Source organism: Syntrophales bacterium, from assembly GCA_023229765.1.
Lineage (GTDB): Bacteria > Desulfobacterota > Syntrophia > Syntrophales > UBA5619 > DYTH01.
On the sequence record JALNYO010000028.1, the window covers coordinates 1 to 21520 of the forward strand.

Here is a 21520-nt window from a genome sequence, read left to right on the forward strand (position 1 = left end):
TGCAAAACTCCCCATTCTTGTCATTCCCGCAACGATTCTGAGCGGGAATCTGGTTCTAACTGCTTGAAAAACCATATTCCCGATAGAGACATTCGGGAATGACAAATGGTTTTGCAATTGCCTCATATGACCGAAAGATGTGATTTTTACTTACGCCATAAAAAGAAGAAAGGTTTCGGCCCGAGACAGAGGCGGTCATGAATCTTGTTAATGCAGATGCTGCCGTAAAAAATCCGGTTTCCGGTTGGGATTATTTTGATCGTTTATACTGCGTTTCTCTGCGGGAACGTGGAGATCGTCGCAAGTCGGCGCTCAAAGAATTTTCAAAAGTAGGGCTGGCTGATAGAGTTGAGTTCGTAATTGGTGAACGTCTTTCGTACGATTTTGAGCAGCAAGTATATGAATCCCACATGATCTGCCTGCGTAAAGGGTTGGAGGCAGGTGCGAGAAATATCGTTATTTTTGAAGACGATGTAGAATTTGACCGCTTTGATCCGGAACGATTAAGAAGTTGCGCTGAATTTTTGAGACAACATCCGGAATGGAAAGTTTTGCTTCTCGGGGCTTTAATTCGCTCCAGCCGTAAAACTGCTGATCCGTGCGTGCAGAAAGTTTGTTACCAGAGCCTGACCCATGCCTACGCTTTAAATCGGCATTATGCGGAAACGTTAGCATATGAGCCCTGGCAGGGTATCGTTAACGACACCCTCTTTCGGCCGCTGACGGATGATGTCTATGCAATTTATCCTATGTGTGCATTTCAAAATAATTTTACATCGGATAATTACAAGTATCCAATACTTGCGCTAATCCGGCGCTTATTGGGCGGGCTTAAACGTATTCAAAAAGCATTTGAATTCTACCATCGGCACAAATTTGGCATTTATTTTGCGCAAGTCATTGTTATTTTACTTCTGCTGTTCGTTTTGTTCCATTGAGGTAATTGCAAAACCATTTGTCATTCCCGAATGCCTCTATCGGGAATATGGTTTTTCAAGCCGTTAGAACCAGATTCCCGCTCAGAATCGTTGCGGAAATGACAGAATGGGGAGCTTTGCAATTACCTCTATTGACTAATTCTTATCTTTCGGCAGGTACACGTTTTGCGGATTTCAGGAATATCCAGGACACGCTGAACCCGCTCATGACGGAATATCTGGTTTTTACTAACGGGCTATCTTCAATAACGGCGCCTTGGAGAAAATCCACGCTGACAAAAGCATTAAAGATAAATTGTTTAAATCCTTTATTTAAACCGAGGGTAAGTGTGGAACCGCTGTATCCGCAGCCGGCATCATAGGAAGGGCGCTGGGCCGTAGCATAAGCCGGCTCGACCGAATAAAAATATCTATGGTAGACGCTGTCGGCAAACATCGGCCCGACTGAAATTCCCAGATTCAAACCGCTCTCCGGAATTAAATCGGTTTTTTCGAAAACCAGCCGGGGACTAAATACCCAGCCTTTATGACGCAGCGATGAAAAATCAGTAGAAAAAACAGCACGCACCGGTAAAGTAAGATTCAATTTGTAGCGGTCTTGCCGGTTTTCAAGGAGCGCTATATTTAAAGACGGACCTATTTCAAACATTGGGTCAAGATCCGACATACCGCTGCGGGCGGTATTTTGGGAACTATCAACCGGCGCGCTACCAAAGAGACTAAAATCCAATAACAGTCTATCTGTTTTAAAAATGCGTCCCGAAATGCGCTCCCTGTCGACTTTTAAAATATCGCCGCGGTAGATGATGTACGGATAAGGCAGCAAATAAAGTCTTTTTTCGTCAGACCCACGGTAGTCGGGCATTTGGAGAACCGCCAATCCCGCACCTACTTCCCAAAGAGGTTTTTCCTCTCCTATAGCGCTTGAGGGTAATAAAAAAACCGAGAGCATCAAAGTGACCATCATCACGTGACGAATGCGCATATTGACCTCCTAATTTCCCGTTAGTTTTGATAAGCTTCATCTGCCGGGCTCAAACTGACGCTTGGCCGACCAGAACGACGGCAAATGATGAATTAAATACGTAATGCTTTTACGATGCTGCCACAGACGACGGCGGAATTTCCTGCGCCACTCGGGATCGGAATAGAAGCGCTTCACGTACTCATTGTAAAGAAGATCCAATCTCTCTTTTGACGCGATTTCCTTGGGGACAAAAACAAAATTCATGCAATTCATCAACCGCCAATCTTCATTAAATGTCCCTTCTTTCCTGATCGTTGACCAAAGCGGAGCCCCGGGAAAAGGGGTAAATTTGGACATATTCATGTCGTCCAGCCCCAACGAAATAATAAAATCAGAAGTTCTTCGAATAGATCCTTCCGTTTCTCCTGGCAAGCCCATAATAAATAGCCCTTTTGCCCGCAGCCCTGCGGCATGAATCCGCCTCACGGTATCACATACCCCCTCAAGCGAGACCCCGGATTTGTGCCTGGCCAACATTTGCGGGTCTGCCGATTCGATACCCAGAGAAACCACAAGACAGCCGGCATCTCTCAGCATTTTGAGCAATTCATCATCCGTGTAACCAACCCGCACATCGCAGTTGAACTGAATACCCAAGGGACGTCGGGCAAGTTTTTCGCAGAGCTCAATAATGCGGACGCGATCCGCGGTAAACAAGTCGTCATAAATATTAATATGCCGCACACCAAATCTTGTCCTCAAATAGTTCATGTGATCGTAAATATAAGAAGCGGAGTTATAGCGAAATCCCTTCCTGAAGACGGAACGATCACAATAAGAACATTGATACATGCAACCCCTTGACGTAATCATCGTCGCCCCGGGCGTACGGACATAGCTGAACAAAGGCAGGTGGTAATCGTGAGGAAAACCCTTGAGCTTTTCATAAGCGGGAAACGGGAGACAGTCCAAATCGGGTATTTGGGGGCGGAGCTGATTTGTAATTGCTTCGGAACCTTGGCGCCATATCAATCCCTTGATTTCCGCAGGATCCATGCCTTGGGCCAGTTCCGCCATCGTGAGCTCTCCCTCGCCGATGCAGAGAAAGTCAAAGGCAGGGTAAGCGCGGAGCAACTGGTCTTGCAATGCGGAAACATGCACGCCTCCGCAGACGGTTTTAATGTTCGCGGAGTGTTCCTTGATTTTCTGCGCCATCTCTGCTGCATCAGGAAACGAAGATGTTGTGGCCGAAAATCCGACCATCTGAGGTTCATAATTCAAGATCGCTTTAACCTGTTCAGAGAGGCTAACCGGAACGCCCGGACCCAGGCAATCGTAAATAAAAACGTCATGCCCCTGTTTCAACAGATACGCGGCGATGGACAAAATCCCCTGGGGAACCATGCGATTGGCGATGTCGGTAATATCGCGATGACCGGGAAACCAGTTAAATCCCCGCGGGTGAACGAGAACAATGCGCATGAAAATTCCACCTTCTTCCGGGGCTTCGCGTGGCGCGGTCTTCAATACCCCTTGATTACGCCTGCCGCCGCCTTTCCTCAAGCAGGGCGTCGGATATTCATCTTGTGGCTGTAAAGAATCAACAACACGGTCACAGCCGTACCGGCACCTGATCGCCGCTCACGGTGACAATCGCCCCTTCGAGTAATATCATGAACGAGGAGGCGATGAAAGGGAAGAATAATTGGGGATGTTTGATTTGTTTGAGCAAATTGCAAAACTCCCCATTCTTGTCATTCCCGCAACGATTCTGAGCGGGAATCTGGTTCTAACTGCTTGAAAAACCATATTATGAACATAAAGCTTCGCTTTCCCGATAGAGACATTATGAACATTAAGCTTCGCTTTCGGGAATGACAAATGGTTTTGCAATTGGCTCGCGGGGTGCTGTTTTTGCTTGTAAAGAGATATCTTGCATAGTGTTAAAAACTGACGTTTTTGAGTGGTTAGCAAAAACGAAAGGATTTTTGCGTCTTATGGATTGCCCTTCAAATGTTCTCACCGATTGCGTTAATCCGTCGCAAGCTATGTGTCTAATCGTCGCAAATTAAATGTCAAATTACAAAAACTCCTTTTGGGGGCGAGGAGTGGGAGCAAGCGGCCGGACAAAAAACAGGGGGTTTCGGCATTTAAACCGCCACCCCCTGATCTTATGGAGCCGATGAGCAGGATCGAACTGCTGACCTGCTGATTACGAATCAGCTGCTCTACCGTCTGAGCTACATCGGCTTTTTGGGAACAGGAAAGTTTATACCCTGCAATGGCAGGAGTATCTATACGAAGTGACACCTCTTGTCAATCAAAATCCACATCAAAATCCACCGCCTAATTTTGCTTAATCGTCTTTTCTTTCCTTCAGAAACCACCTGCGACACCGGATGCTTGCCGGGGACTGCGCAGAAGAATTTACTCTTGATATAATTCAAAATTTCTATTGACATGCAAAAGTCGCCTCCCTATACTCGCCGCATAAAAGAAGCTCTTATCAATCAACGCGACCGGTTTTGAGGGGGTAAACCAGCGGTGAGCATAACATTGAAACTGCCGCGAAGTTTCGCCGGTATTACGAGGGGTAAATTCTCCTTCGAGGCAGTCGGAGAGACTGAGGAAGATTGTCTCAATAATCTTACAGCCCTTCTTCCCAGAATCAAGGAAGAGCTGTTCTACCCAGTTCAAGAGGGTTCGTCTGCGTTGCATGGGAACCTGCGCCCGAATGTCAGCATAATGTTGAATCACTTCGATGGAAGGAGTCTGACAAGAAAGGTTCAGGATGGCGATGTCCTCGAAATTAAGGTTGGCGCTAGCTGATGAGGCGGCGGCGGTGGCTAGTTAAGCCATCAAAAAGCGAACTGGTGCGGATCATTTTTTCGTATTAATTTGAAAATGTCTCCTGACAAACCAGAGACGCCCGATTGTCAGGGAATTAAGATAAAACGCGACGGCCAGTTACAGAATATATGATCATTCGGAGAAAAGTATCATGACGGTAAGAATGTTTACGCTGAGCACTTGCGGCCACTGCCGGGCCGCAAAAAGATTCATGGAGGATAATGCCATTGACTTTCAGTTTATCGATGTTGATTTGCTGACCGGCGAGCAAAGAAAAAATACGATCGAAGAATTGACCGGTTATAATCCAGCACGCAGTTTCCCGACTATTTTGATTGGAGACAGCATCCTAGTCGGTTTCAATGAAAGCAAATTGAGAGAGGCATTAGGGATATGAACGCGGAACAACTTTACGAATTGCTCAAGAAGTCACAGGAACCCAAGGGTTATTTTTTAAATGCCGATAAAAAAATGGCATTGGAGCTGATCGGCGGATTGATCGTCAACCGTGAGCGATACGGCTATGCTTCCTGTCCCTGTCGTCTGGCATCAGGAAATCGCGAGTGGGATCAAGATATTATCTGTCCATGTGTTTACCGGGAGCAGGACGTTCGGCAATACGGGCAGTGTTACTGCGCTCTTTATCTGGCATCCCCGTCAGAAAAAGATTCGGGAGACATCGTCGTCCCAGAAAGAAGACCCCCTGAAAAAACGAGGGCATAAGGTTTATTGCGATTCACCCGCCCAGCTCTTCGGAGGCGCCCAGCTTATTTACCGTCTTGATGACTGTTACTGCGCCGCCTCCGACCCGCGCAAAGACGGTCAAGCCGTCGGTTTCTGATTGATCAACTCGCAGAAACCGGCTGACGGTACAGCGAGGGCACGGAGCAGGCGTGCCCAGTAATTTACCTGCGCTACGGTCGCGGCCATGATCACAATCTCGCGCTCTGAAAAATGCATTCGTATTTCATCCCGCAGTTCTTGCGGAAAATCCGGCGGCGTCATGGATATGCCTTCGGCATAGCGAAGCGCGATCCGTTCCCTGCGGGAAAAACTCGCAATCGCATCCCAGCCCGTCTTTTGGGAAAGCGCCTCCGCCTCTTCCCTCGTCAAGCCGTGATCGGGATAATCATAGCTGTTCATGTCGATACAAAACGGGCAGGAAATAAGCGCCGAAGCCCGGATACGGACGATTTTGAGGATCCTTCGCTCCATATCCTTTGGCCCATGCGCCGTCAAAAACTCAAGAAATCCCGAGCCGATGGCAGCCTTGGGAAACCATGCCAGCAAAAGGCCGGGCAGCATCTCTTTCCCCGTTGATTTTTTCGCTGCCCATAGACCGATCTTCAAATACCAGGGAATGTTGGTTGGCGCTTCGATAAATGCCCCGCCGTTGTTTTTTTTCTTATCCATTATGAACACCCACCTTCAAAAGCAATATGCCTTGCGCGCCGGGTAATTAGCCGGCGCTGCAAGATAGAGAATGCTACAGATATTCACCCAAACCCTCTTTTTCGAGTTTTTCTACCACCTTGCGGACATCCTGGGAGCGGTCGCGGCGGCAGATAAGGAGGGCATCTTTCGTTTCGACGACGAAAATGTCCCGCACCCCGACTATGGCGACGAGTTTTTCCGGGCTGTAAACGAGGGAATCGCCCGCATCAATGCCGATGAAGCGTCCGCGCACGACGTTGCCTCTTGCATCCTTTGGGGAAACCTCCCAGAGGGCATCCCAGCTCCCGAGATCCGACCAGCCGAAGTCCCCGGGGATGACGAGGACATCCTTCGCCTTTTCCATCACCCCGTAATCTATTGAGACGGAAGGCAAAGAGGGATAGACCCTCTCGACAACCTCGGCTTCGTCCTCCCCGCCGAGAACAGATTTTATCTCGGTCAGTCCTTTATAGATATCCGGTAGAAAACGGGCAATTTCGTTCAGTATCGTCGAGGCCTTCCAGATGAACATCCCGCTGTTCCATAAGAATTCACCATTTTTCAGGAATTCTCCGGCTGTCGCGAGATCCGGTTTTTCCCGGATTGACTTAACCCGGCGAATTGGCAAATCCCCATCCTTCGCAAAGAGCTCTCCCGCTTCGAGATATCCGTACCCGGTTGCCGGTCCGGTCGGTTTGATGCCGATCGTCAACAGCGCTTCCTGTGATGCTGCAGCTACGGCAGCCGCCTCCAGAACGCGGCGAAATTGCATCTCAGCGGCGATCCGGTGATCGGAAGGCAGCACCAGCATCACCGCGTCCCCTGCCCTTTTTTGGATATGGAGGGCGGCAAGCCCGATGCAGGGGGCGGTATTGCGCCCGACCGGCTCGATTATAATATTTCCCGCGGGAATTTCCGGCAAAAGGCGAATCAGCTCCACGGCATGACTTCGGCCGGTCACAATCAGCGTGCGCTCCGGGGGAACAAGCGGCCTAATCCGGTCAACCGTTTCCCTGATCAGCGACTTTTCGCTCTGGATGTCAAGGAGATGCTTGGGCATTTTCTCCCTGCTGCGGGGCCAGAAACGCGTCCCCCGGCCTCCGGCCATAATTACTGCAAACATATATTTTATCCTTTCTGTTATTGGATTGGGAGAATTTCACTCCTTAGTTTGTTCTTCCGCAACGGCATCGTTAAAAGATGGAACAGCGAAAAAAGCTCAAACGAAAAGGGAATATAGCCGAGATAACCGGCAAGCGGCATCTCGAAGACGTGTACCCAGTTGGCATAGGGAATCCGGTATATCCATTTGGGGAATGAATAAAAATTCCACATCTCCCAGAAAAATCCGCAGATCAGGGCGCCCAGGGCAAGAGAAAAAAACGTTCGCCAGTCGCCCCGAAACAGGTCAGCCAAAAGCGAGCGGTTGCCCAACTTTACGTTCAGGGGCTCGATGATAAGAAAGAGCGAAACCCAAAGGAGGGGAAAGAAAACATCCGGCCAGAGGACCAGGAGGGCGAGCATCACCACGCCGGCAAGCAAAAGACCGTTCAAAAATGCCGGCGTGTTTGGGATAAATGGGCCGGAAACGAGTTTTGCAAGCGGTTTCCAGGTCCCCACCAGCTCCGCCGTGCCGAAGACCGCCGGCATCACCGTCGAAAAGCTCCAGGTGGAAAAGAGCGCGTATTGAAAAGTCGATAAACTCTCCGTTCCCAGATAAAACCAGTTCTGCGTCCGGAGGTTGAGAAGCTCAAAGAGCCACCATACCGGCGCCGAAACAAAAAACAGGCCGGCCCACGCCAAAGGACTCCTGGTCAGCAGGGAATTCCCCTTCCAGCGATACACCAGCGCATCAACGGCCAGGGAATAGCCAAACCAGAGGGGAAAGAATCCCCAGATAGTTCTGTTTCCCGGAAGAAGCCAGTTCAAAAGCCAGAATAGTGCAACGAAAAAGCAGCCAATCCAGCCGTGGAATGGGAAAATCCCTGTCTGTCTTTTGCTTGAGACTGTCATATCACGTTCATTTTTAAACTATTTCACCAAATCATCCACAAGTTTGGTCAGCGTTCGCGATCCCTTGTTTTCCTGAAGGAAGGAGACAAATGCCGCAGCCGCCGGAGACAGCGTCTTCCCCTTAAGATGGATGATGCAGATATCCATGTTAAAACTGCCTTCAGCAAGTGGGATGGCGGCAAGCGTCCCGTTTTTGATATCCTCCCGGACGCAGATACTGGCTATAAAAGCATATCCCTTGCCTTTTTTTACCAGTGACTTGATAAATTCCGTACTCCCGGCCTCAATGATTGACGTAGGATTGAGACCCCTTATTTCAAATTCATGCCACATGGTGAATTTGGTGGCTGATCTGGCATCGGAAAGAATGATAGACTCGGCGGTCAGATTCTGAAGGGTGACCTTATCTTGCTTGAGCAGTTTGCTGCGCGGAGAACCGACGAGAATGAGTTCGTCCCGAGTGAAAGGCACGACGGCCACCCTTTCCGGGTAGGGAACCTTTGCCGCAATGGCCAGTTCGAACCGATGGAGCAGGATGCCTTCCACGAGCTCCCGGGAGCTTCTTTCATCAAGGTGGATGGAAAGATGCGGATGGCGATCCTGGAAATTGGCGATAACCGCAGGCATGAGGTATTGGGAAAGGGCTTTGGTGACGCCCAGCCGCAATGAACCGCTTTTGAGATCCTGCAGCTCCTGCACCGCTTGTGTCGCTTCTTCGACGAGGCCGAATATCTTCTCTGCATAGTCATAAAGAAGCTTGCCCATCTCCGTTGGGTGCAATTCCTTGCCAAATCTGTCCAGCAAGATAAAGCCCATGTCCTTCTCTAAGGAGCGCACCTGGATATAGACGGCCGGCTCGGTAACAAAGAGCTCTTCGGCTGCCTTGGCAAAGGCGCCTGTCTTGACAACGCAGTACAGAGCCCGCAACTGATTTAAATTCATCATTGGGAATAACCTGAATTATACAATTTAATTTAGTAAATTATAAAATTATTTGTGTTGACCTGTCAATATTTAAAAAGTAAAAGGCAACCATCAGATCTACCAAACCAGTTATTTATAACTCATCGAAGGCTCTTCAAGCTCTCTTTCTGGCGGCAGCCGGTAACAGGGCTGTTGAAGTTCGTGAACATTACGCTTCGTTTTGCGCGGCAAGAGCGGCATGGCCAATCGAAAATCACCCTTTGACGGGTGCGTCAGCTTTTCATCGGCGAAAATTGTAATCGAAAAGTAAGGAGGCAAGACTATGAGGGAATTGGAATTTGACGGGATTATCATCGGCGCCGGTCCAAATGGACTCACTGCGGCGGGATATCTCGCCAAGGCAGGGTTGAAAGTTGCAGTTCTGGAAAGAAGGTATGAGATCGGGGGGGGGTTGGCGACGGAAAATCTGCTTCTCCCAGGCATGCTGGTGGACAGCCACGCCATCTACCACATGATGTGCGAGTACGCGCCTCCCCTGAGAGATTTCGAGCTGGAAACAAGATATGACCTGAAGTGGATATATCCTGATCTGCAAGTTGTCATGCCCTTTCAGGACGGCACTTATCTCGCCCTGTACAACGATCCGGAAAAATCGGCCGAGTCCATCCGCAAATTTTCGGAAAAGGATGCCGAATCGTTCCTCAACTTCGCCAGCATTTCCGATGAAGCGATGGATGTCTTCCTGGCCCCGGCAAGCTATGTAAACCCCTTGCCGAGCCTGGAGCAGGCGGCCAAACTGGAACTCCATCCGGCAACCAGGTGGGACGATGAACTGACTGGCTATACGCCTCGGCAGATCGTTGACTCGTGGTTCGAAAACGACAAGGTCAGGGCATTTTTTCTCTATCTCGCCACCATGTGGGGGCTCGATTACGACCTTGAAGGTCTGGGTTATCTGGTGCCCCTGATGATCAACCGGGGATGGCATTTCCGCCTGAGTCACATGGGCTCGCATCATGTGGCCCATCTGATGGGAAAGTACATCTCCGAAAACGGCAGCCGGGTAATCAGCGGCTGCGTCATCAAAAAGATCCTCATCGAAAACAACGAAGCCAAAGGGGTAGAACTTGAGGACGGCACGATAATCAAGGCCAAAAAATTCGTTTGCAGCACCCTTAACCCGCATCAGACCTTCTATGATTATGTGGGGAAGGAACATCTCGAACCGGAATTGATCACCCGGCTCGACCAGTGGAAATATTCGGACATGAGTTTCTTCACCGTCCATCTGGCGCTCACGGAAAGACCGCACTTCAAGATTTTCGATCAGCATCCGGAACTCGCCGATGCCCTGATCTACATAGTTGGCTACGAAAGCGAACAGGATCTGATCAACCACTTTGAGGCTTCCAAGCGCGGAGAACTGCACGACGGCGGCTTCAACTGCTGTTTCCCGTCCATTCATGACCCAATCCGCATGCATCGCCATCCCGACAGCTTCGTTAAACATATCGGCCTCATTTCGATGGAGTGCGCCCCCTACAACCTGAAAGACGGAGGCCCCCTGGCCTGGAACAGGATGAGAAGAGACTATGCGGAACGCTGCAAGGCCATTCTTGGCAGGTACGCGCCGAACATGAACCAGGATACGATCGTCTGGGATTACATCGGCACGCCCCTGGATACGGAAAACAAATTCCCCGACATGAAGCAGGGCTGTTTCAAACAGGGCGCCTACCTCCCGCTGCAGATGGGCTATTTCCGGCCGAACGAATTCTGCAGCCAGCATGATACGCCAATCAAGAATCTTTACATTGGCGGCGCCTCCACCCATTCGGGCGGAATGATTACCTACGGGCCTGGCTTCAACGCCGCCGAGAAGATTGCCGAGGACCTGGGGATCAAGAAATGGTGGCCCGAACCGCGCGGCGTCAAAGAGGCAAGAGACCTCGGACTGTTTTGAAAGGAGAGTGCCATGTTTATAAGATCAACCGGTTTGGGGAGGACATTGCTGTCGGGAAGAATAGCGAGTATCGTGACCACTGATGTAGTTCCTTCAACCCTGGAGTCCGCCCCCAAAGGCGCCAGCGAACCAGTGCGACTCCTCGTGGAGGTGGAAATAACGAATCCCGTTCACTGGACGGTGCGGGCCTTCATAGAGCCGCCGGATTTGAGGGAAATGCTCGGGATAATCTTTACAAGTCCGGCACTTATGTTGAGCTGCCTGAAGTTTCTCTTCAGCCGCGGGCCAAAGTATGCTGAACCGGCGCAGTCGAAAACGCCAGGTGCAGATGTTTTACCGCCGCTCGCGGCCGCTCCGGCGAAGGCAGTTTCCGGTCCGGCGCCGATTGGCCCGAGGCCCATTCCCGCAAGGAAGAAATGATCAATTAATCATAAAGCAATTAACATGATGATAAAGGCACAGGGAGGGTATTATGCCAGATAAAAAGTATGATGCAGTGATCGTCGGCGGTGGGCATCACGCAACCATAATCGCGTGTTACCTGCAGCGGGCCGGCCTCAAGACGGCGATGTTTGAGCGGTGGCACGAGATGGGCGGCGGCGCCTGCGGTGAAGAGCTGCCGCTGCCGGGTTTTATCCAGAACGTATGCGCGCACTTTACCAGATTCTACACAAATCCTGCCTATTCAGATTTTAATTTGCGCGATTACGGCCTGGTTTACCTGTTCCCGGAAAACAACGAGGCTTGGATCTATCCCGACGGCAGCTATATTATGGGGAAAACGATCTTTCCGGTTGTCGATCCGCTCACGGGCCGGTCTGAATTCTCGCAGGCGGCCGCCGACTACACGATCAAGGAGATCGCCAAGATTAACCAGGACGACGCAGACACGGTAGAGAAAATTATTCAAAGCTTCAAAAACAAATGGAAAAAAGCTTTCGGCCTTTACCGTTATACGGGACCCGGGGAATGGGGGAACAGGCCTGATCCGCTGGAGGCGCTCTTCGATGATCCGAAAGACGGCCTGGATCGGGAGATTTGCATGGGAACAGTGGGCGAGATCGCCACGCGGATGTTCAAGAGCCCCGAGATGCAGACCTTCTACATGCGCGCCATGCAGACCTCAAACGGCCTGATGCCCTGCGACCGGCCGGGCCCCTACTGGCATGTTCACGCCCTGGGGCTCATCCTCTCGATGGATGCCGCGGCGATCGTCACCGGGGGAACACACAGCATCACCCATGCGCTGCTGCGGGCCTTCCAGCAGTACGGGGGCGAATTTTTCGTTCTCAACGAGGTCAAGAAAGTCCTCGTAGATAACAACAAGGCTTACGGAATCGAATTGAAAAATGGCGATCGGGTGCTGGCCGACATCGTCGTGAGTGATTTGAGCGTGGAACTGACGCTGGAGGCCGTAGGCAAGGAGTGGACGCCCGATGAACTCTGGGAAAAGGCGCAGAAACTGAAGGTAAAACCTCCGACGCTAGAGGACACGGGCTATGAAAGAACGCAGTTGATGTGGGGAAATATTGCCCTGATGGAGGCGCCCGTTTACCCCATGAACCCGGAATTGGGGATGGTTCCCCGGCTGTACTTTGGCAAGGCTGACCCCGACTATTTCCTGAGCGGCCGTTATCAGAAAGAACGCTGGGAGAAGGGCATCGCCGACCAGTTGTACCTCCTCGTAGCGCCGGACGTGCAGTGGGACAAAACCCGCGCCCCAGCCGGTAGATTCGCCGCCCTTGTGGAGGAATTCACGTGCCCCTGGAGAAATTTCTCGGAACGGGAATGGCTGAGAATGAAGCGGGAAATTGAAACCCGCATGGTGAAAGAGTGGGCGAAATATGCCCCCAATGTAACGATGGACAACTTCATTTCCGCCTGGATTGCCACGCCGGACGACGTGGTCAACAGAAATCTCTGCATGCCCCAGGGAGGTTGGGGGGCACTCGATGCTAACTATGAGTGTTTGGGAAGGATGAGACCCTTTCCGGAGATATCGGGATACCGCATGCCAGTCAAAAATTACTACCTCTGTTCGTCGGCAGCGCATTCCGCCCACGGGATTGGTCGAGGCAGCAGCTACAACTGCTATAAGGTTATTGCCCAGGATCTGGGGCTTAAATACCGGCCATGGGAAGAGCGCGGCTGGTAGCAGTCGGAGGATAAGGAAGAGGAAGAGAGCATGAAACCGGACATCAAATGCGGGTTATGCCTTTTGGAGTGGGTTTATGAGCGGGCGATAGCCGAGAACAGCAATGAGGACATCCCCCCGCTGTTCAAAAGTATCGTCCACCTCCTTGCCCGCGAGATGGCAGACTCAGCCAATGTGGGCGCTCTGTGCAACCAGGCAGCGGACTTGATTTATGAATTTGTTCCCCCGGAATCAGATTTCTGGAGGGCAATCAAGCGGGAAACAAATGATTATGTAAGGAAGCTGCTGCCGCAGGCCGCTGCCTATGTAAATCAGGCAAGAACGCCGCGCGGGAAATTTCAAAGAGCCTGCTCGCTCGCCGCCACGGGAAATGTTTCGCCAATGGGCGCGCCGGCAGGAGGAAAAGCATTTTCTTTTCCCGAGGCGCTGGCGATCATGACGGGGGAAGGTCCCCTCCCCGTTTTTATCGGCGATGCCTTCAAGGCCGCGACCCAGTCAAATCACGTCTTCTATGTAACAGATAACGCAGGCGAAATAGGGTTTGACGCGCTTCTTGTGGCACAACTCAAAGGGATGGGAAAAGATGTGACTGTGGTCGTCAAGGAACCGGCCTATTTCGAGGATGCGACCCTTGCGGATGCAGAATTTTTCAACCTGAACCGCACAGCCGACAGAATAGTGACAGTAAAAAAGGTTTTTGTTCCCGGAAATGGCAAGTCGGCCGCCAACCGAGTCTTTCGCAAGAGCGATCTCGTAATTTCCAAAGGAACCGGAAATTACGAAGCTCTGCGAGGTGAAACACAAGGAAAATCAGCGTTATTTCTTTTAAAAATCAAGTGCGCGGCGATCGCCAGGGATATGAAAATCAGTGAGGGAAAATTTGTCGTCAAACTTGACGCAAGGAGCTGACATCATGCAGCATAAAACACTTGAGGACAAGGTTGTTATCATCACAGGAGCGGGCAAGGGGCTGGGCAAGGCTTTCGCCTTGAGGTTTGCCGACGAAGGCGCCAAACTTGTCCTCGTAACCAGAAAAGACCTTGATGGGCTCAAAAAAGCGGCAGAAGAAGCAACCGCCAGGGGCGCTGAATGCATCTTTTTTCTGGCTGACGTTACCAAACTCGAAGAGATGCAGAAAGTAGCTGATGAAACTGTCAAGAAATTCGGCAAGATTGATGTTTTGGTGAATAATGCCGCTTACTATTTCGGCGTCGCGCGAAAGCCCTTCGATCAAATATCGCCGGAGGAGTGGGACATGATGATGGGCATCAACGTCAAGGGACCCTGGATCTGTGCCCGGGCGGTATTCCCCAGCATGAAGGAGCAGGGCAAAGGTAAGATCATTAACCTTGCTTCCGAGGTATTCTTCACTGGTTCCAATGGCTTTGCCCATTACGTAGCCTCCAAGGGCGGAGTTGTCGGATTAACCAGGGCGCTGGCCGCCGAACTGGGGCCGAACAACATCACGGTAAACGCCGTAGCGCCAGGCTTTACTGATACCGAAGCGAGCCGCACGATCGCGGATATTGCAAAATATGACACATCAAAAACGCCCCTCCGGAGACTGGGCAAAGCTGAAGACATTGTCGGAGCGGTAATTTTTCTGGCTTCCGATGACGCCGATTTCATAACGGGAGAAATTATACTTGTGGATGGCGGGAGGGCCATGCACTAGCTAAGGGGGTTGGGGACCGAATTTTATTCTCTCCCCGGCAATCAAAAACGTTTGGTGACAAATTGCAATTCTGTCACCGGCAATCACAACATTAATTAAGGAGGGAACTTAAGATGAAGATGTATGATTGCGTACCGGGATTAGAGTTTGATGAGAAAACCGATCTGGAACAGTCGCCGGTCTGGTTTCTGGATGGCACCCACTCGGTGCCGCCCTGGACTCCGATGTTCGGGTGGTTCTGGATCAATTTCTGCCGCCACGGGATGCAGTATGGCGCCGAAACCCTCCAGCTTCCCACTGTTCACGGCTGGGACTGGCGTTTTAAAAATGGCGGCGCTTACCTGACACTGTTATTGGTGGGCTCGGAGGAAGAAAAGAAGGCCCGGGAGGTGAAGTTCCAGCAGGCAATCCGGCCTTTCGTGGAGAACTACGACAAGCTCTGGACCGGTTTGCTGGAAGAGCTGTTCGTTCGGTACCGGAAAATCAAGGCAGTGGACGGTGAAAAAGCAACCCAGATAGAACTCCTGGAAAACTTCGAATACGCAATCGCCACGTGCCGCAGGATGTGGGAAATTCACATGTATATGATGTACGGCACCTACATGCCCTTCGTGCTCTTTGAAAAGCTCTGCAAGCATCTGCTGAACATCGACGACACCCATCCTGATTTCCAGAAGCTGATGAGCGGCTTCGATAATGAGAGTTTCCGCGTCGATCTGGCTCTGTGCGACTACGCCCAGAAATTACGGGAAATTGGCATGGAAGCAACTCTGCAGGCGACGGCGCCCAAAGATTGGGAAGCCAAACTCCAGGAGACCGATAAAGGCCGCGAGTTCCTGAAAGAATTTGTGGCATTCATTGACGCGAAGGCCGGATGGCGGATGGAACGAATGGCTGAGATCTGTCTGCCCACGTGGGCGGAAGATCTGCCCCAGGCTTTCGACAAGGTTGCGGTTTACCTGAAGGCGGGGGAGAAGTTCGATCTCGGAAAGAAACGGTTGGCGCTCGAAGAGGAGCGCAAAAAAACAGAGGCGGAGATGCTGGCCAAGGTTTCCGCCGAACAGCGGGGGTGGTTTTCCACGCTGATGAAAATTGCTCAGAACTGCAGCCGTTTCAGCGAAGAGCACAACCATTATCTCGATCAGGAAACCCACGCCCTGCTGCGCAAGACCTGCATTGATATCGGCCGGCGTTTTGCAGCCGCAGGAACCATTGCCGAACGCGACGACATCTTCTTCCTCATGCCCGATGAAGTCCGCAAAGCAGGTCTCAACCCCGGGCAGTTCAACCTCAAGCCTCTCGTCGAGCGTCGCCGGGCCGAATGGACGCAGTGGAACAAGGACGGCAATCCTCCCGTAATTTTAAAGAGTGATTTCAGCATGGCGCAGGCCATGGAGGTAATGGTCAAATCGATGGATCCGATCGCCCTCAAAGTGGTCGTGGGCACCATGCCGGAAGCCCGGCCGGAGCTCAAGGCCGACCTCATCGGAACATGCGGTTCCGGCGGCGTGGCCGAAGGCATTGCGAGGGTCGTCTTCAAGGAAGAGGATCTGGCCAGCATCCAGCCCGGAGACATTCTTGTCGCGGTAAGCACCTCGCCGGCATGGACCCCCATCTTCGGAATGATCAAGGGGGTGGTGGTGGACCGGGGCGGCAGCCTCTCCCACGCCGCCATCGTGGGCAGGGAATACGGCATCCCCGTGGTCATGAACGTCTTTGAGGGAACAACGAAGATCAAATCAGGACAGCGAATAAAAGTAGATGCTAATTTAGGGACGGTAGTAATACTGCATTAAACTCGCTAAGCGGCTGTTGGCATTTGGAGGCAGATTTTAATCTGTCTCCAAATGCCGCTGATTTCATGGGGAGGTGATTTATGTTTCTGTTTGTTCAGCAATGGGAAATCATCAAGGGCAAGGAGGATGATTACTCGACTTTTATTTTGCGGAAACATCTGCCTGCCATGGCGAAGGTGGGTCTTAACATCATTGGCGGATTCCATGTCATTCTGGGATCCGGCCCGAGGATTACCTCCGCGGCAATGGCCGATGACTTTTTGAGCATGCAGATGGCCTGGCAGAGAGAGGAGTTTATTGAAGTAACCAAAGAGCTGAACAACTATGTTGCCAATTACAGCAATGCCGTTCTCAAGGATACTGGCCGCGTGGATATGGCCAATTACGGCTTGGCTCTCGGAACGTGGCGATTTAACCAGTACTTCAAGCTTGTTCGGGGGACGGAAGCCGCATACACGGACTTCCTGAAGAATGAGTATCTGCCAATGCTGGCAAAAGTAGGCATCCGGGTCCAGGCAGAGTGGCAGGTCATCATCGGCAACACCCTGCGCCTGATCTTGGAAGGGCTAACCACCAATCTGGTGGAGGTTGCGCAAGCAATGATGACGGATGAGTACCGCCGGCAAAGACGTCACCTGCTGGCCAATTTTGCAAAAGACTACAGCAGCAGGATTCTGGCGCCGACAGGAAGAGTGGAGATGGCCTATCTGCTGAGCGGAATTACAAAATCACTGTAACTTATGGACTTTTTTGTTTATCAAAACTATCTCATAAGCGCATAAGCTACTAATGCATGAGGAGACTGGAAAATGGAACAGTGGCTTTACCGGTTTGAAGAACTGGGAATGGAATTCAACGATCTGGTGGGGAAAAAATGCGCCAACTTGGGCGAAATGAGCAAACTCGGCATGAGGGTGCCCTACGGTTTTGCCATCTCGGTGCAGGGATTCGAGGCCTTCATGAATCTTACGGGTCTTGCCGGCCAGATCAGGGAGCGCATTGAACCGCGCCGGGAAATCCTGAAAAAGGTGGAAGTCTGTCAGGAAGAAAGCCGCGTGGTTCAGCATCTTATTGAATCTATGGCCATGCCGGAGTCCATGAGAAAGGAAATAGTGGATTATTACCGGGAGCTCTGCACAAAGTTGGGCCGAGCTGATCTGCCGGTGGCGGTCCGCTCCAGCGGAATCGTCAGCATGCCCGGGCAGATGGATACGTATCTCAATATCAGCGGCGAAGACAATGTTATTGAATATATAAAGAAGGTCTGGAGCAGCGCCTACACAGTGCGCGCCATGATGTACCGGATCGAAAAAAATCTCCCTGTGGAGTGGGCCCCGATCGGAGTGGCGGTAATGATGCTGGTTGATGCGAAAGCGGCCGGGGTTATCCTGACCGTATTGCCAACTACAGGCGATACCACCCAGGTGATAATTGAGGGCAACTGGGGCCTGGGAGAGAGCGTCGTCAGCGGCGAGATCACCCCCGATTCTTTCACGCTGGAAAAAGAGAATATGCAGATCACCGGCCGACACGTTTGCCGTAAACAGGGAATGGTGGTTCGGGAAGCTTCCGGCACAGTTTACTCCAAGGTGCCGGAAGAATTACAGGAAAAACCCTGCCTCGACGATGACGAACTGCTCGCGCTCGCCGAAATCGCCCTCGCTGTCGAAAAGCACTTTGGGATGCCCCAGGATATGGAATGGGTAATTGATAAAAACCTCCCCTTTCCGGAAAACATCTTCTGGGTTCAGGCCCGGCCGGCGAAGTTTACCAAAGCCGATAAATCCAAAGATGTTGACTATATAATCAATCTAATGGTAGGAATGTTTGACTGAGATAAGGAAGCAAAAAATGACCGTTTATCAAAACAAGTTTCTGAAGCTTGATCTATCAAAAAGGGAAGCTGTCGAAGCGCCGCTCGATCCGGATGTGGTTCGCGACTTTCTGGGCGGTCGCGGTTTCGGGATAGAATACCTCTATAAGCATCTTTCCCCCCATACGGACCCCCTCAGTCCTGACAATATCCTCCTATTTTTGCCGGGAATTCTTGGCGGAACCAGCGCTCCCGGCTTCTCCCGCTGGATTGTGGCTGCCAGAAGCCCGCTCACAGGCGCCTATATCCGCTCAGTGTGCGGCGGGAAATTCGGCGCTGCCATCAAGACTTGCGGGTACGAATTTATTGCGATCCACGGCCGGGCAGACCGTCCAACCTATGTCCATTTGAGTAAAGAAGGGGCTGAGTTCCTTGATGCCGACGGTCTGTGGGGTCTTGATACCGCTGCCACACAGGATCAAATCTGGGATAAATGCGGCAAAAGCAATACCCACATTGCCTGCATTGGACCGGCAGGCGAAAACCTCGTAAAATTTGCCGCGATCATCCATGAGAAAAGGGCAGCGGCCCGCGGCGGCGTCGGCGCAGTGATGGGGTCAAAGAATTTAAAGGCCGTCGCCATCAATACCTCCGGCGGCACTGCTCCGGCACTCCAGGACCGGGAAACCTTCCTGAAGCTCGTGAAGGAACATAACGAAATTCTTAAAACCCATGACCGACGTAAGAAAATGACCACCTACGGCACCACCTTTATGACGTCAAAAATGCACGCGCTTGGCATTTTTCCGGTCAAGAATTTTCAGGAAGGCGGTCTGACCGGAGTGGAAAAGATCGGCGCGGAGGCATTCCAAAAGCTGAAAACTGGCGACTATGGCTGCTATGCCTGCACAACTCGGTGCGGCAACATCTTCAAAGCTACGGAAGGTCCCTACAAAGGGGCAGAAAGCGAAGGTCCGGAGTACGAAACTGTCTTCTCCTTCGGTGGAGAAATCGCCAACACCGACCCCGGGGCCATCATCGCGGCCGACGCCCTCTGCGATCGCCTGGGAATAGACACTATCAGCATGGGGGTGGTTGCCGGCTTTGTCATGGAACTCTACGAAAAAGGCATTTTACGTTCAGAGGAATTGGATGGTCTGAAACCGGAGTGGGGCAACCATGAGGCGCTTTTTCAGCTCATCGAAAAAGTAGCGAAACGCGAAGGCATAGGCAACATCCTGGCTGAAGGAACAAGAAAGGCCGGCCAACTGATCGGGAAAGGCGCAGAATACTATGCAATGACCGCCAAAGGTCTGGAACTGCCCGGATACGAACCGCGGGCGGCCAAGGCGCATGGTCTCGGATACGCCGTTTCGAACATCGGCGGCAGCCATATGTACGGCTATGCCCGTCAGGAAATATCCGGTTTCATGCAACCTCGAGAAATAGACCGTTTTGCCGATGACGGCAAGGGAGATATCGCGGGCTGGAACCAGATAAAAAAGGCGGTGGAAGAAACGGGCATCCTCTGCAATTTTGCCGATACCAATGTTACTCAGCAACTGATTTGCGATCTCTATGTCAGCGCTACCGGCCGGCGCGATCTGGCTGAGGTCAACAATATCGACAAGTTTGGCGAACGGATTGTCTGCTTGGAAAGATGCTTTAATGTTCGGGAGGGATTCAGCAGAAAGGACGATACGCTTCCGGAAAGGATGTTCAAAGAGCCCTTGAAGAATGCCGGCCCCTCAACAGGCGAGGTCATCAGAAAGATGGACACTCTCCTCGACGAGTATTATGACTTTATGGGATATGATAAAAACGGCATCCCGACCGCGGAAAAGCTGAAAGAATTAGGTCTTGCGGACTTGGCGCCGGAGATGGAAAGTTTTCACAAGTAATTAATGCAGATAAATCTTAAATTCATCGTCGTGGCAGGCGCTCAAGAGGCCTTCGGCGCCACGGAATTCGCCTTCGATCTCAAAGGAAGCAGCGCGGGCGATCTTGTTCGCGAAATTATCAGTAAATACGGATCACTGAGCAAGCGCGTTTTCCTTACTAACGGACATTGCGAAACCAATCTCCAGATTATCGTCAATGGAAGAAAATACGTCCCCCCCGAGCGGATGGAGGACTTTCACCTGCAGCCAGGAGATACCATCATCTTTACCCATCTGGTCGAGGGGGGATGATGAAAAATTTTATAGGATAAAGAGGCAATTGCAAAACCATTTGTCATTCCCGAATGTCTCTATCGGGAATATGGTTTTTCAAGCAGTTAGAACCAGATTATGAACATTAAACTTCGTTTTCCCGCTCAGAATCGTTGCGGGAATGACAAGAATGGGGAGTTTTGCAATTACCTCTAAAGTATTGAAATAATGTATAAATAGTTAGGAGAGAGGATGCACGCTGATTACAGCCATATTTTTAAACTTGCCCAGCCTTATTTGAATGTCCGGAAAAACGACATTCACACCGAGATTGTTTATCGTTCTGCCTGCCGCTTGCTGGAGAGCGAGCCTGGCGATCCCTCGATAATCATACCAGCGGTAATCTGCCATGATATCGGCTGGAGTCAGGTGCCAGAAGAGCTGCACTTGAAGGCATTCGGGCCAAACTCTGATCCGGCGTTGACCCGCCTGCACGAGATTGAAGGGGCAAAACTGGCCCGGGATATTTTACTGGCAATCGCGTATGAACCTCAGAAGTCTGTAGAAATTATTGCTATCATTGAAGGTCATGACACCCGTTCGACGGCCCTTTCAGCCAGCGACAAGATCGTCAAGGATGCCGATAAGCTGTTTCGTTTTGATAAAAGCGGGATGGAAATTGACGCCAACCGTTTTCAAATAAAAATAACCCATCATGCCAATTGGCTGGAGCAGCAGATTGAAAAGTGGTTTTTTACCGAGACCGGGAAAAAGCTCGCCCAGGAAGCGCTTGCCCGGTTTAGACAGTAAAGGGCCAGGCCCAAAAGCATTAAAATACT

Annotated in this window: 21 protein-coding genes and 1 tRNA gene; 15 read left to right on the plus strand and 7 right to left on the minus strand. The window is 51.2% G+C overall.

The annotated features are described in order from the left end of the window. Positions 1-197: 197 nt before the first annotated feature. On the plus strand, positions 198-938 hold the full coding sequence (locus M0P74_13055) for a hypothetical protein (protein MCK9364514.1): 741 nt from the start codon (positions 198-200) through the stop codon (positions 936-938). A 142-nt stretch (positions 939-1080) separates the two neighbouring features. Here the strand turns inward: M0P74_13055 and M0P74_13060 are convergent, their stop codons facing one another. The 3 genes from M0P74_13060 to M0P74_13070 form a co-directional block, all read right to left on the minus strand. Further along, entirely contained in the window at positions 1081-1923 is an 843-nt protein-coding gene (locus M0P74_13060; protein MCK9364515.1) for a MipA/OmpV family protein, read from the minus strand. Positions 1924-1959: 36 nt separating this feature from the next. Continuing rightward, positions 1960-3387, minus strand: coding sequence for a B12-binding domain-containing radical SAM protein (locus M0P74_13065; GenBank protein ID MCK9364516.1), 1428 nt, complete (start codon positions 3385-3387; stop codon positions 1960-1962). Positions 3388-4079: 692 nt separating this feature from the next. Further along, positions 4080-4155: transfer RNA gene (locus M0P74_13070), tRNA-Thr, on the minus strand. Between the two features lie 294 nt (positions 4156-4449). On the opposite strand from M0P74_13070, the gene M0P74_13075 reads away from it, so the two are divergent. The 3 genes from M0P74_13075 (at position 4450) to M0P74_13085 (ending at position 5478) form a co-directional block, all read left to right on the plus strand. Continuing rightward, positions 4450-4734, plus strand: a complete 285-nt coding sequence (locus tag M0P74_13075) for a hypothetical protein (protein MCK9364517.1) — start codon at positions 4450-4452, stop codon at positions 4732-4734. Positions 4735-4906: 172 nt separating this feature from the next. Further along, positions 4907-5152: a glutaredoxin family protein gene (locus tag M0P74_13080; protein MCK9364518.1), complete on the plus strand. Its 246-nt coding sequence runs from the start codon at positions 4907-4909 to the stop codon at positions 5150-5152. Continuing rightward, positions 5149-5478 (plus strand): ferredoxin:thioredoxin reductase, encoded by a 330-nt coding sequence (locus M0P74_13085; GenBank protein MCK9364519.1) that lies wholly within the window; start codon positions 5149-5151, stop codon positions 5476-5478. The genes M0P74_13080 and M0P74_13085 overlap by 4 nt, the downstream gene beginning before the upstream one ends. A 99-nt stretch (positions 5479-5577) precedes the next feature. Here the strand turns inward: M0P74_13085 and M0P74_13090 are convergent, their stop codons facing one another. The 4 genes from M0P74_13090 to M0P74_13105 form a co-directional block, all read right to left on the minus strand. After that, a complete protein-coding gene (locus tag M0P74_13090) occupies positions 5578-6168 on the minus strand; it encodes a hypothetical protein (protein MCK9364520.1) in 591 nt (196 codons plus the stop codon). Between the two features lie 73 nt (positions 6169-6241). Next, positions 6242-7312: a sugar phosphate nucleotidyltransferase gene (locus tag M0P74_13095; GenBank protein ID MCK9364521.1), complete on the minus strand. Its 1071-nt coding sequence runs from the start codon at positions 7310-7312 to the stop codon at positions 6242-6244. Positions 7313-7329: 17 nt separating this feature from the next. Further along, positions 7330-8202, minus strand: a complete 873-nt coding sequence (locus tag M0P74_13100) for a hypothetical protein (GenBank protein MCK9364522.1) — start codon at positions 8200-8202, stop codon at positions 7330-7332. An 18-nt stretch (positions 8203-8220) separates the two neighbouring features. Next, positions 8221-9147: a LysR family transcriptional regulator gene (locus M0P74_13105; GenBank protein ID MCK9364523.1), complete on the minus strand. Its 927-nt coding sequence runs from the start codon at positions 9145-9147 to the stop codon at positions 8221-8223. Positions 9148-9448: 301 nt separating this feature from the next. Between M0P74_13105 and M0P74_13110 the strand changes: the two genes are divergently transcribed. The 11 genes from M0P74_13110 to M0P74_13160 all read left to right on the plus strand — a co-directional run bounded on the left by M0P74_13110 (position 9449) and on the right by M0P74_13160 (position 21491). Beyond that, positions 9449-11089: an NAD(P)/FAD-dependent oxidoreductase gene (locus M0P74_13110; GenBank protein ID MCK9364524.1), complete on the plus strand. Its 1641-nt coding sequence runs from the start codon at positions 9449-9451 to the stop codon at positions 11087-11089. 12 nt (positions 11090-11101) lie between these two features. Further along, on the plus strand, positions 11102-11509 hold the full coding sequence (locus M0P74_13115) for a hypothetical protein (protein ID MCK9364525.1): 408 nt from the start codon (positions 11102-11104) through the stop codon (positions 11507-11509). Between the two features lie 52 nt (positions 11510-11561). Next, positions 11562-13244: an NAD(P)/FAD-dependent oxidoreductase gene (locus tag M0P74_13120; protein MCK9364526.1), complete on the plus strand. Its 1683-nt coding sequence runs from the start codon at positions 11562-11564 to the stop codon at positions 13242-13244. Between the two features lie 30 nt (positions 13245-13274). Further along, a complete protein-coding gene (locus M0P74_13125; GenBank protein MCK9364527.1) occupies positions 13275-14153 on the plus strand; it encodes an ARMT1-like domain-containing protein in 879 nt (292 codons plus the stop codon). Positions 14154-14157: 4 nt separating this feature from the next. Next, complete coding sequence (locus M0P74_13130; protein ID MCK9364528.1) at positions 14158-14919, plus strand: 3-oxoacyl-ACP reductase FabG; 762 nt, start codon at positions 14158-14160, stop codon at positions 14917-14919. Positions 14920-15032: 113 nt separating this feature from the next. Next, positions 15033-16715 (plus strand): PEP-utilizing enzyme, encoded by a 1683-nt coding sequence (locus M0P74_13135; protein ID MCK9364529.1) that lies wholly within the window; start codon positions 15033-15035, stop codon positions 16713-16715. An 80-nt stretch (positions 16716-16795) separates the two neighbouring features. Continuing rightward, the gene (locus tag M0P74_13140) at positions 16796-17452 is read left to right on the plus strand and encodes a hypothetical protein (GenBank protein MCK9364530.1); all 657 of its coding nucleotides are present in this window, start codon (positions 16796-16798) and stop codon (positions 17450-17452) included. A gap of 72 nt (positions 17453-17524) precedes the next feature. Next, complete coding sequence (locus tag M0P74_13145) at positions 17525-18550, plus strand: PEP/pyruvate-binding domain-containing protein (protein MCK9364531.1); 1026 nt, start codon at positions 17525-17527, stop codon at positions 18548-18550. 16 nt (positions 18551-18566) lie between these two features. Continuing rightward, positions 18567-20429 (plus strand): aldehyde ferredoxin oxidoreductase family protein, encoded by a 1863-nt coding sequence (locus M0P74_13150; GenBank protein MCK9364532.1) that lies wholly within the window; start codon positions 18567-18569, stop codon positions 20427-20429. Positions 20430-20432: 3 nt separating this feature from the next. Next, positions 20433-20720, plus strand: coding sequence for a MoaD/ThiS family protein (locus M0P74_13155; protein ID MCK9364533.1), 288 nt, complete (start codon positions 20433-20435; stop codon positions 20718-20720). 213 nt (positions 20721-20933) lie between these two features. After that, a complete protein-coding gene (locus M0P74_13160) occupies positions 20934-21491 on the plus strand; it encodes an HD domain-containing protein (GenBank protein MCK9364534.1) in 558 nt (185 codons plus the stop codon). The last annotated feature ends 29 nt before the right edge of the window (positions 21492-21520 follow it).